Raw genomic sequence first — 12,071 nt, forward strand, 5'->3', positions numbered from 1 at the left:
CCGATGACTGACGAGGTCGCGACCGTTCTCGGCTACGACGCGCCCAAGGGAGCCGTGGTGGAGATGGTGAACGAAGACAGCCCCGCAGAGGCCGCAGGCCTCAAGAAGGGGGATATCATCCTGTCCTTCAACGGCACCGAGATCGAGGAACTGCGTGATCTGACCCGGGCCGTCGCTGAAACCGCACCGGACGCCGCGACCGAGATGGTCGTCCTGCAGAAGGGCGAGGAAGTGACCCTGAAAGTCACCGTCGGCGCGTTGGCTTCCGAAAAAGCCTGACACCGACCCCGGCGGGAGCGTCTCCTCCCGCCGGGCAGTCCCCCCTGAAAGGGGTGCGGGACGTCATGCTCCGGTGGCGGGGAGGCGCCGGGGCATGATATACCGATCCTCGTATCGGATGACCTGTGGCATTCGCCCGTTTGGCCCCAAAATGAGCATAAACGTTTCAATGGCGCCCATATGCCGTTGATTTTTATTGCAATTTTAGCGGGAGAATCGCGAAATCACCGCCATTTCTTCGCCCCTTTTTCATACTTCGTCAAACTTGTGCCACTATTCACGGTATAGTTGTTGGGAAGAACGCGTACCAAACCCGCGGTATGACAAGAGGACGAATCGATGAAAATCCTGGCGGTCGACGACGACCCGATCATTCTGGAACTGCTGGCCCAATTCGTGGATGCCTTCGGCGGTTACACTCTGACGACAGCCGAATCCGGGTTCGAGGCCTTGGAAATCATTGCCGAAAAGGGAAGCGGCAAATTCGACTGCTTCATGCTCGATATCCAGATGCCGGGGATGGACGGTGTCGAACTCGCGGGCCTCATCCGCGACACGGCGCGCTACGCCGATGCGCCGATCCTCATGCTCACCGCGATGTCGGAAAAACGCTATATCGACGCTGCCTTTACTGCTGGCGCCACCGACTATGTGACAAAACCGTTCGAGGTTGTTGAACTGAAATCGCGGCTGACCGCGATGCAGAAAATCGTCATGTCGCGTAAATCGCGTACACGCAAGATTTTCTCCACCAAGGCACTCGCGACCCAAAGTGCACCTGCCGAGACCACGATCGCCCTGCACGAACCCATTTCCATCTACGATGTGGACAATGTCATCGAATGCGTGGCGATGGAAAACTACGTGGCCCAGCTTTCCCGGTCCGCGCAATTCGGCTCCACCGTCTTTGCGCTGTCGATCCGGCGGATCAACGAATTTCACGAAGCCCTGACAGGGTTCGAATTTCACAGCATGATTTCCGATGTGGCCGAAGTCATCTCCGATACGCTGTCCGAGCACCAGTTCCTGATGTCCTATGCGGGGAACGGTACATTCGTCTGCATCGTCGAAGCGGGATGGCGCCCTGAAATGGCCAGCGTGACAGAGCAGGTGAACCTGTCGCTGGCGCAGGCCGAGCTTTTCGCGAACGATGGACAGCGCATCCAACCGCGTCTTTGCGCGGGCAAGGCCATTCGGCTAGTCTGGAAATCGAACGAACAAATTCTTGATTCTCTTGGTGTTGCTCAATCGAGCGCCGAAGACACCGCCCGCCGCTACGATTCTTCGATGAGTGATCTTTTTCTGTACGGACAATCTGCATGACAGCCACGACAGCTAACGCCCTACCGGGTCTGGAGCGCATTCGCGCGCGTTTCGTCGAAATGCTTTCCGACCGTCAGGCCCGTATCGCGCAGCATACTCTGGACGCGTGGAACGGTGGAACGCCTGAGCAAATCAACGAGAACCTGGCCGCCGCCCAGGCAATCCTGCATCAGATCGCGGGCAGCGCCGGCTCCATCGGCTTTGCCGAACTGGGCAGCACCGCCCGCGCCTGCGAAGCGCAGATCATCGAACACCTCAGGGATATGGAAAACGGCATTACCGCCTGCCCCGGGGATTTGGTCTTTCACATCGACAGTTTCGTCCGCAACTGCGCCGAGCTGATCAGCGACGCCGCCTGACCCCCGATCATTTTGCTGCGTCAGCCTTTGAAGGCTGCGCTATTTTTGGGCCCGCAACCTTCAGGACCTGAACAAGACAGACAGCCCCCAAGTGTGTTGCTGAACAAGACACTGGCCAATCGGTCTGCCCTCCGCCTCTCTCCCTCATTTCGCTGAAATTCTCTGCGCTTCGCGATGCACACTTCGCTGCGCCCTGCACAGCTAAGGTTGCCGCCCGGCGCGAGGATGCCCCCCACCATCACGAAACTCCACCGATACTGCGGGCCTTTCAACCGGCCCACCAGCACAGTGCCAAAGCGGCCCTACCTGACCACAAGTCCACAAACGAACACGCCGCAGCGACAAGGCTGCGGCGTTCTTTGCGGGGTGTGAAATCTTCAGGCGTTCATCGCTGTCTTGATCTGTTCGGCAAGCGACATGGGATCGAAGGGTTTGCAAATCACTTCAACGGCGCCCACTGCGCGGAACTCTTCCACGTCGGCATTCTGGGCGCGCGCTGTCATGAAGATCGCGGGCGTCTCTTTCAGTGCGTCGATCTTGCGCAGATGCTCCAGCGTTTCCTTGCCGGTCATCCCGGGCATCATCATGTCCAGCAGAATCACATCCGGGGTAAAGCTCGGCACGGTATCCAGTGCCTCCTGACCGGAGTTGCACTGCACAACCTCGAAATCGCCCGTAAGTTCGAGCGACATCTTCGCGATTTCGCGGATATCCGCGTCATCTTCGACATGTAACAGTTTGATCATGACGTTTCCTTGGTCAACCTGCGTCCCGCAGACCGGGCTGGGCGTTCTCTGTATGATATACCACAGCCTCCTCCGTGGGGAGGCAGAAATAGAAGGTCGTTCCAACGCCTTCCTGACTTTCGAATCCGATGTCTCCGCCCATGTTCTCCACGATCGCCTTGCAGATGCTCAGGCCAAGCCCGGTACCGCCCTTGCTGGCCCGATCCGAATTGGTCATATCCGCGAACCGTTCAAAGATCTTGTGCTTGTCGCGGGCCGGAATCCCCTGCCCGTGATCCTTGACGCTGACGCGCAGACGTCCCTGCTGCTGTGTAAGCGAAACAATGATCTTCCCATTGGGGCGGGAGAACTTGCAGGCGTTTGAAAGCAGGTTCGTCAGGACCTGGATGGTACGGTTCGGGTCCGTGTGCACCTCTACGGGTTCTTCGGTCCCTACGGTCTCGATGGTCACGTCGAACCGCTGGCTGTTGATCGAAGAAGACAGCACCGCCTCGTTGATCAGATCCGACAGATCGGTGGGGACCCGTTCGAACTCCATTCCACCGGCGACGATCTTCTCCAGATCGAGAATGTCATTGATGATCAGCACCAACCGTTCCGCGTTGCGATGCGCGATCTCCAGCAGGCCGCGCGCCTTTTCGGGTAGCTCACCCGCGGCGTTGGACAGCAAAAGCCCCATCGAGCCCTTGATCGACGTCAGGGGCGAGCGCAGCTCATGGCTGACGGTGGAGACGAATTCAGCCTTCATCTGCTCCTTTTCGACCCGGTTCGAAATATCCTGGAAGACGAAAAGGATCTGGTCATTCTGATCGTCGATGGCCACGCGCTTGACGCTGACCTCGAACTGCATGCCCTTGAGCACGAGGTTGCATTGCACGTCCTCCCGCCCCTTGTCGCGCACCGCGTGGTAAGCAGAGATGAGCGGAGAGATGTCCATCTTGGTCTGGATATCATCCAGCGAGAGCCGGTCATATGAACCGCCGCCAAGGCCCATCCAGTCCAGCGCGGCACGATTCATGTAGTGGAAGTGCTCTGTCTGCACGTCGACCATCCAGATACTGTCGCGCAGTTCATGCAAGGCAGTGGAGTTGATCTTGCCGGAAAGAAACGCTTCATTCTTGGCCAGGTCGTTCCGGACCGAGATCGAGCCGGACCAGTTCCCCTCCCCGTCGAAGAGCGGCATCACGGTTGTCTGCGTGACCCGAACGGAACCGTCCGAACAAACGAGCGGGGTGTCCCCCTGCCAGATCTTGCCTTCGGCCAGACCCCGGCGAATCGTGTCCGCGGTCTGGTAGCCCGTTGGCCCATAGAGCATCCGGACAGGCTGGCCGATCAGTTGATCCCGGGTATACCCGGTAAAGGCCAGCATTTCGTCGTTCACTTCGGTCATGCGGTTTTCAGCATCCACGACGTTGATGAGGGTCGAGGATTTCAGGTTCGCGAAGCGTTCCGCCATAGCGATTTCGGAGGTTCGGGATTTGCCGCCGTTCAGGTTTTTCTTGACGAAAAGCACCGGAACGAGCCCGGAAATGGCAATGGCCCCCATGATGGGTCCGATATCGAGGAGGGAGGGGGGCAGCAGGGTGTCTGCGGTGGCATACCATCCTGTTGCCAAAAGGCTTCCTGAAATAAGTACTTTGGCATCATGTGCCGAGAAAATAGGTCGTTTCATTAGGTCGTCCTCGCCTGCGGGCGTTCCGCCAGTCAAAGCACCAAGTAAATCTTTTTGTATGCTTGACCGGTTGTCGCAGTCTAAATGGGCAAGATTAAGGCAGAAAGATGATTCAATTGCCGATCACCCGTAGGTTGCTCACCGGCCCTTTCGCTCCCTTGTCCATGATCGTGCGAACCAGCTGCGCCATATCCGTTCTCGACTTGATGAGGTTGCAAACGATGCGCGGATCCTCGACCGGCGTACTGTCTGCGGAAAGGCCGATGATCTTTGCCCGGCTGTTGGACTCGCGCACCGCATCGAGCAATTCGCTCGCACTTCCGTCGGGCACGGACCAATCCAGCAGCAGCACGTCGAACTGACCGTCCGCCAGTGCCGCGCGGGCCTCGGAGATGCTGGGCACGCTCACCACGTCGGCCGCCTCCCCTATGCCGGAGCGGAAGACCTCCGCGAAGTCGAGATCGTCCTCCACGTGGAGGATGCGGATGGGGCCGGTGTCGACCTTGCGCAATGCCGGCGTCTCCGCCTTCGGGATCAGCGCATCGACCTTGGAAATAGGACAGGTAAACCAGAAGACCGTGAGCCCGCCGGGCACGCTTTCGAAACCGACGTTGCCTCCCTGCCGCCACACAATCTGCCGCGTGATATTGAGACCGAGCCCCGTGCCCCCCTTGGAACGGGTATCGGACCCATCCGCCTGCGAAAACGCTTGGAAAATCCGTTGCCGGAAACTTTCAGGCACGCCCGGGCCGGTGTTCTGGACGAAGATGATCGCCTCTTCCTTGATGCGCTCGATCCGGATCGTAACCTCGGTATCGGGATCCGAATATTTGCAGGCGTTGGAAATGAGGTTCGCCAATACCTGCTTGGTGCGACCGACATCCGCAAAGACGGTGATGTTGTCATCGGGCAGCTGCAGGGAAAGGGTATTCCGGTGGCCGACGGCAAAAGGCATCATCTCATCCACCGACGCCTTCGCGATCTCTGCGACATCCACGTTGTCGTAGTTGAAGACGATCTCCCCCGAAGAGATTTTCTCCAGATCCAAGATGTCGTTGACGATAGCAGTCAGGCGATCCGCGTTGGTCTTCGCGATCTCGATAAGCCGGGCGGAGGCCGGGGTCATCTTGTCGGCGGAATTCGCTTCGAAAAGGCCCAGCGCGCCCTTGATGGAAGTGAGCGGCGTGCGCAACTCGTGGCTTACGGTCGCGACGAATTCGCTCTTGATCTGGTCGAGTTTCTTCTGGTCGGTAATGTCGACGATCTGCGCGATATAGACATTCGTCTGCGCGTTCTTGTCAAAGGTCCATGAGACGTTGAACAGGCCCCAGCGGCGCGACCCGTCCTTTGAAATGATCTGGCGGTCGATCTGGTAGGTCTTTGATTTCCCCTCCGCCGTCAGGCGGGAAACCTGTTCGTACATCACCTTGATGTCTTCGCGTTCAAGCAGGTCGGCCAGCCGCATGCGCCCCATCAGCTCGGAGCGGTCGTAGCCGCAGAGCTTGCAGAGCGCGTCGTTGACGCCGATGAACCGCCCCCTTTCGTCCATCAGCGCCATGCCCACGGGCGCTTCCTCGATCACGAGGCGGAAGCGCTCCTCGCTCGCTTCCAGCGCGTTGCGGGAATGGTGCAGATCGGTCACGTCGGTCTGGGTGCCGACCAGCCGCAGGGCCGTACCCTCGCGGGAGCGTTTGACCACAACGGCATCGGACCGCATCCAGCGCCAGGAGCCGTCACCGAAGCGTACGCGGTATTCGACGGTTGACCGCTCGGTGAGCCCTTCGATGCAATCCCGGTCCGCCTGCGTCAGCTTGGGCAGATCTTCGGGATGGATCCGGGAAATGAAATGCGCCTGTGTGTCAAAATTATGGCTATGCACGGTGGTGCCCATGATCTGATGCCAAGTCTTTGACACCACGGATTCCCCGGTCACGAGATCGACGTCGAAGACGCCGATTTCCGCCCCGGAAATGGCAAGGTCATAGCGCCGCTTGGTCTCTTCGACCTCGAGCCGGGCGTTGATCTCGGTGGTGACGTCCCGCACGATGGCTGTCGTACGCGGCTCGTTGTCGGCGGTTGTCCACGGGTTCGTCTGAACGTCCAGCATCAGCCGCGTTCCGTCCCGCGCCGTGCCCCGCGCGTTGAACCCGTGGTGCGTCGGCTTTCTGGACAGCATTTCAAGGAAATCGTCGAAGGAACGGCCTTTCATCTCGGCATCTGAATAGCCGAAAACGTCCTGCGCCGCCTGATTGGTGAATAGAACGACGCCGCGCTGATCCAGCAGGAAAACGGCGGCGACCGCGTTCTCGATGATCGAACGGTTCTCGGCCTCCCGCGCGCCCAGCTGGCGGGACCGTAGATCGGCCACTTCGGAAATGGCGTGGTTGCGCAGGCGCAATGTCCGCAGGGACACCGCCAGAAGCACCGTCAGCGCGATCCCCGCAAAAAGGATGAGCAGCGGCAGGACCGTGCTATAGGCCTGATCAAAGCCCGGGGTACTGTTGAAGGCCACATGCCAGGTGCGGCCATAGAGATCGAGGTTATGGGCCGCCGCGAAACGCCCTTGCTCCGCCTCTGGCATCGCGCTGTCGAAAATCAGCGCCTCCGAGGCCGGCATGGGGCCGTCATAAACGGAAAGATCGTAGTTCCGTCCCTGGTTCGGGGTGAGCCCTGACAGAAGATTGGTGCCGATGAAGGGCGCATAGACCCAGCCCCGGAATTCACCCCTGTCTTCGGGCACCACGCCGTTTATCTCGTTCTGGTAAACGGGCCGCAGCAGCAGAAAGCCGGGTTGCCGGGTGCTGTCCTGCACCAGCAGGATACGCGGGGTGAGGCGCGGCTCGCCCGTGGCGCGCGCTTCCTCGGCGGCCCTGCGGCGTCCTTCCTCGAACCCGATGTCCAGACCGAGCGCCTGCCGATTGAGATCGAGAGGGGAGACAAATTTGATCAGGAGTTTCTCTTCCCGGTCGGTAATCGGGTGGATCTGGTAGCGGGGGTCCACTTCGTCCGCCACCTTTTCGAGAAAGGCGGGAATGTCCTCTTCCATCACGGGCACGATCAGGCCGATCCCGTTGATCCCGGGCAGGAATTTCCTGATATTCAGCGTCTCGACGTAGGCCGCGAATTCCCGGGTGTCGACCTTTTCGGAGGCAAGCAGGAAGGCAGCCGCGCCGTTCAGGCTTTGCAGATAGGTGGAGAGCCGGTTTTCGAGGATCGAAACGCCATCCTCGACCAGTTCTGAAAATTCGGTATCGGCCGACAGTCGCGCAGCCGAGCGGGCATAGGAAAAGAGCGCGATACTCAGCGACAGACAGAGAATTATCAGAAAGATTTCCAACCGTCGGAACAAACTACCCTACCCCGCTCACAAGGACATTGCGGTGACCGCGTTGCGATCCTGCGGGCTTCTCTTGTCAGCATAGCTGAACGAGCTTGTATTTCGCCCACGACTACCACCTATAGGTAGAAACGAATCATCTGCCAATGTCTTTTTCCGTCTGCTCGGTCTCGAACCCCTTGTGATGGGCCCGTTCTTCAACTGGTTTAAAGGCAGTTTGATCAATCGCCAAGGGCGCGGACAAATCTTGAATCAAGGGGCGCGAAGCACCCGGGTAATGCGCCGGGGTTTCTCTGTTCAGGCCGTCGGAATGGAACCGCCCGGGGGAACAAAGCCCCCGGCGGAGCGGTTTCCCCTTTGACCCAACAAAGGAGAGTTAAGATGTCTTTAAAGACCCACTTCCTGACCGCCCTCGCCCCCATAGCCTTCGCATTGCCCGTGATGGCCGAACAACACATGCAGCCTGTCGCCTCCGCATTGGTGGATGGACAGGACGGCGCCATTGCCGGCAGCGTGACACTGAACGACACCGCCTCCGGCAGCATGCTTGTCACGCTGAACATCAATGGCGTGCCCGCAGGGGAGCACGCCGTCCATCTGCATGAAACAGGCGATTGTTCCGCGGCTGATTACAAATCCGCCGGCGGCCACATCGCGGGTGACAGTGAACATGGCGTGCTTTCGGCCAACGGCCCGCACCCCGGCGACATGCCGAACATGACCGTCGGGGATGACGGTGTGCTCAAAGGCGAAGTATTCCTGAGCGCGCTCGAAGTCGATACGATAATCATGGATGACGATAGCGCGGCGTTCATTATCCACGAAGGCGCGGATGACTATACATCCCAGCCCGCGGGTGACGCGGGTGCGCGGATCGCATGCGGTGTTTTCCAGAAGGAAGGCTGACACCGCCCCGTAGACCAAGTTTGAGAAGGCAGGCCCCCGGGGGGTCTGCCTTTTTTGCGGCTAGCCCTGGTTCGGTACAGTCGGTAACCGGAGCGTGAAGGTGGTGATGCCTCCTTCACAGGTGAGCCCGATATCCCCGTCATGGGCGATGGTAATGGCCGATGCGATATGCAACCCAAGGCCCAGCCCCTCGTCCGAAACCCCCACTCCCCGCTCGAACGGATCGAACAAGGTCTCGCGCATTTCTTCCGGGATCGGCGTGCCGTGGTTCGATATGGCAATGATCACTTCGCAATCCCGCAATTCGCAGTTCACATCGACGGCAGTGCCCGGATCGGCATGGCGTACCGCGTTCGACAGCAGGTTGGAAACGGCCTGCGCGATACGGGGCGCATCGCATTTCACCGGCTCGTCCAGATCCATCTGCATCGTGATCTCGCATTCGGGTGTCGCCGCGCGGGTTTCTTCCACCACGTTGGTGATTGCCTCGGCGAGCGGTGCGTCCTCGGTCGGAGTGACCTGAATGCCACCCCCCAGCCGCGCCTTGGCGTGGAGCATGATATTGTCGATCAGATCGCTCATCCGGTGAAGCGCGGCCCGCATCAGCGGCAATACCTTGGCTCCGCGCTCCGAAACCGTTTCCTGCTGCAACTGGCGCAGCCCGGCGTTCAGCGCCGCGACGGGATTTCGCAAATCATGGCCCAGCACCGCCACGAATTCTTCCTGAATCCGGGCGAGTTCGCGTTCCTTCTCCACCTCGCGGTCCCGGGCTTCCAACTGCTCCTCTGTTTCGAGGCTGCGCCCGATAATGTCGGCAAACATCTCCAGCATCGCCACGGCCCGCGGGTTCCTGACATTGCGCGGATCGGTATCGAGCGTGCAGAGCGTACCGAAGAAACTGCCGTCGCTGCGGCGGATCGGGACGGAGGCGTAGCTCGAAATGCCGAACTTCAGGGCGATGGGGTGATCCTTGTAGACCTCGTCAGTGGCCACATCATCGAACATGATCATTTCCGAGGTTTCGCGCACGGACTGGCAAAAGGTGGACTGAATCGAAAGCTCGTCCCCCGCGCGCAGGCCAAAGTTGACCTCATCCACGGTCCGGCAGGCGACCCAGCGATCCGCCGTCACACGTGCGACAGCCGCAAAACGCATGTCGGTGGCGAGCATCACCGTTTCGAGGATCGTCCCCACCAGTTCACTGCCAGTCAGGATTTCAATGTCGTTCTGGAAGTCATGTGACTTGGCCAGAAACGCCGCATGATCCTGCAGTGTACCGCCCTGCTGATCCGCATCACTCATTCTCAATACCTTCGTTGAATTCGATAACAACACAAACCTGCCAACCTTAGCCACTGCCTGCCGGAAGTTGCCATCACAAAGGTGCTTTTTCATTGCAGCTAAGGGGGGCTTGTCAACACGCGGGCCAACCGAAAGGCCCGATCGGCGGAGAATCGCAGGTTCAAGGGATGGGAATGCGCTTCGAAGAGGAGGCGGGCATCAGTCTGCCACTCCTGCCGCTCAGTGGGTCCACGCCCCACGGCGACCGGTCGCGAAATTCTCGCCGTAGCCGCCCGCGCGGATGTTCGCCTTGCGCCGGTTGGGCAGACGCACCTGCGCATCGATGCCATTTTCGCGCGCGTATTCTTCCGCTTCTTCGCGGGTATCGAACTGCAAGCGAACCTGGCTCTGTGTATCGTCGGAGGAGGTCCACCCCATCAGCGGGTCCACGTCCCGCGGTGACTGGGGCAGGAATTCCAGCAGCCAGACACGCGTTTTCGCGGTGCCGGAGGACATTGCCGTCTTGGCAGGCTGATAGATACGTGCGCGCATTGTCGGACTCCGTCGATTGCGCGGCATTTATCCGCGATTTGCGCTGCGGGGGCAAGCGGGACCGGGCGCATTTATAAGGTAAGCTCTGGCAATGCCGCGCTGCAGCGCTAATCTGCAAATTTGCTAGCTCATGAGTCTCCCATGCCCCCCATGTCTCCTTTTGACCTGCTCAATTTCAACCTGCGTCTCACCGCGCTCATCGTGGATACGCAGACGGTGATGGCCCTGCGCATCTGGGGCATGTCCGGCGCTCTGCCTCAGCGGCCCGGTGAAAATCTGCGGATGGTGCAGGAAAAGGGCCCCGCGATGCTCAAGGCGTTCTCCGCCGGGTCCGCTGCGCTGATGGCCGGCAAGCGCCCCGATCAGGTGGTGGACGCCGCTCTCGCCCCGTTGAGCCGCAAGGTAAGGTACAACCGGAAGCGGCTGCTGCGCTGAATTCGGGGATCGGCGTTCTCCTTTCGCCCACGCCCCCTTGAACAACGGGCCGCAGATGGCACCTATAGGGGGTCGCCCGAAGGAGCCTTCATCCATGCCCTACGCCCATTCCGACCGGTCGGAAACCATGCCCGTGCTTGCGAACCCCGCGCCCGATGTGCGCAACCGGCCCAAGCTGGAGGGCGGGAAGAAGTTCAACCTCGTGACGGAGTTCGAGGCGGCGGGCGATCAGCCCACCGCGATCGAGGAATTGTCCGAAGGGGTCGTTTCCGGCGAACGGGATCAGGTACTGCTGGGGGCCACCGGCACGGGCAAGACCTTTACCATGGCGAAGATCATCGAAAAGACCCAGCGCCCGGCCATCATCCTTGCGCCCAACAAGACGCTGGCCGCCCAGCTTTATGGCGAGTTCAAGGGCTTCTTCCCCGACAACGCCGTCGAATATTTCGTCAGCTACTACGACTATTATCAGCCCGAAGCCTATGTCGCGCGGTCAGACACCTATATCGAAAAGGAAAGCCAGATCAACGAACAGATCGACCGGATGCGCCACTCCGCCACCCGGGCGCTTCTGGAGCGGGACGACGTGATCATCGTGGCCTCGGTTTCCTGCATCTACGGCATCGGTTCGGTGGAGACCTATGGTGCCATGACACAGGACCTGAAAGTCGGCGGCTCCTACGATCAACGGCGGGTCATCGCGGATCTCGTGGCCCAGCAATACAAGCGGAACGATGCGGCGTTCCAGCGCGGCAGCTTCCGGGTGCGCGGCGACAGTCTGGAGATTTTTCCCGCCCACCTCGAAGACCGGGCATGGCGGCTTTCCTTCTTCGGGGAGGAGCTGGAAAGCATCACCGAATTCGATCCGCTCACCGGCGAAAAGACAGGTGCCTTCGATCAGATCCGTGTCTATGCCAACAGCCACTACGTGACGCCGAAGCCTACGATGCAGCAGGCCATCATCGGCATCAAGAAAGAGCTGCGCAGCCGGCTCGATCAGCTTGTCGGTGAAGGCAAACTGCTGGAAGCACAGCGGCTCGAACAGCGCACCAACTTCGATCTGGAGATGTTGGAGGCGACCGGCGTCTGCAACGGCATCGAAAACTATTCACGCTACCTGACGGGCCGCGCCCCCGGCGAGCCGCCCCCCACCCTTTTTGAATTCATCCCCGACAACGCCA

11 protein-coding genes are annotated in these 12,071 nt (G+C 59.8%); 6 read left to right on the forward strand and 5 right to left on the reverse strand.

Annotated elements, in window-relative coordinates; translation table 11 throughout:
- From A3764_RS21315 to A3764_RS21325, 3 genes are all read left to right on the forward strand, one after another.
- The coding region (locus A3764_RS21315; RefSeq protein WP_150122377.1) for a S1C family serine protease at positions 1–279 on the forward strand (279 nt) is incomplete at its 5' end.
- Between the two features lie 339 nt (positions 280–618).
- On the forward strand, positions 619–1,602 hold the full coding sequence (locus A3764_RS21320; RefSeq protein WP_067924877.1) for a response regulator: 984 nt from the start codon (positions 619–621) through the stop codon (positions 1,600–1,602).
- A complete protein-coding gene (locus A3764_RS21325; protein WP_067924880.1) occupies positions 1,599–1,961 on the forward strand; it encodes an Hpt domain-containing protein in 363 nt (120 codons plus the stop codon). The genes A3764_RS21320 and A3764_RS21325 overlap by 4 nt, the downstream gene beginning before the upstream one ends.
- Positions 1,962–2,338: 377 nt before the next feature.
- Here A3764_RS21325 and A3764_RS21330 read toward each other — a convergent pair whose 3' ends face one another.
- The 3 genes from A3764_RS21330 to A3764_RS21340 form a co-directional block, all read right to left on the reverse strand.
- Positions 2,339–2,707, reverse strand: coding sequence for a response regulator (locus A3764_RS21330; RefSeq protein WP_067924883.1), 369 nt, complete (start codon positions 2,705–2,707; stop codon positions 2,339–2,341).
- A 13-nt stretch (positions 2,708–2,720) separates the two neighbouring features.
- Positions 2,721–4,322: a PAS domain-containing sensor histidine kinase gene (locus A3764_RS21335; protein ID WP_161487185.1), complete on the reverse strand. Its 1,602-nt coding sequence runs from the start codon at positions 4,320–4,322 to the stop codon at positions 2,721–2,723.
- A gap of 169 nt (positions 4,323–4,491) precedes the next feature.
- On the reverse strand, positions 4,492–7,728 hold the full coding sequence (locus tag A3764_RS21340) for a PAS domain S-box protein (RefSeq protein ID WP_067952077.1): 3,237 nt from the start codon (positions 7,726–7,728) through the stop codon (positions 4,492–4,494).
- 369 nt (positions 7,729–8,097) lie between these two features.
- Here A3764_RS21340 and A3764_RS21345 point away from each other — a divergent pair, with 369 nt between their 5' ends.
- A complete protein-coding gene (locus tag A3764_RS21345; RefSeq protein ID WP_067922611.1) occupies positions 8,098–8,622 on the forward strand; it encodes a superoxide dismutase family protein in 525 nt (174 codons plus the stop codon).
- 60 nt (positions 8,623–8,682) lie between these two features.
- Here A3764_RS21345 and A3764_RS21350 read toward each other — a convergent pair whose 3' ends face one another.
- Positions 8,683–9,924, reverse strand: coding sequence for a GAF domain-containing sensor histidine kinase (locus A3764_RS21350; protein ID WP_067922614.1), 1,242 nt, complete (start codon positions 9,922–9,924; stop codon positions 8,683–8,685).
- A 219-nt stretch (positions 9,925–10,143) separates the two neighbouring features.
- Entirely contained in the window at positions 10,144–10,455 is a 312-nt protein-coding gene (locus tag A3764_RS21355) for an ETC complex I subunit (protein WP_067922617.1), read from the reverse strand.
- 141 nt (positions 10,456–10,596) lie between these two features.
- Here A3764_RS21355 and A3764_RS21360 point away from each other — a divergent pair, with 141 nt between their 5' ends.
- Both A3764_RS21360 and A3764_RS21365 read left to right on the forward strand, forming a co-directional pair.
- On the forward strand, positions 10,597–10,890 hold the full coding sequence (locus A3764_RS21360) for an antifreeze protein (protein WP_236628288.1): 294 nt from the start codon (positions 10,597–10,599) through the stop codon (positions 10,888–10,890).
- Between the two features lie 94 nt (positions 10,891–10,984).
- The coding region (locus A3764_RS21365) for a DEAD/DEAH box helicase family protein (protein ID WP_161487526.1) at positions 10,985–12,071 on the forward strand (1,087 nt) is incomplete at its 3' end.

The organism is Sulfitobacter sp. HI0129, assembly GCF_001635395.1.
Taxonomy (GTDB): Bacteria; Pseudomonadota; Alphaproteobacteria; order Rhodobacterales; family Rhodobacteraceae; genus Sulfitobacter.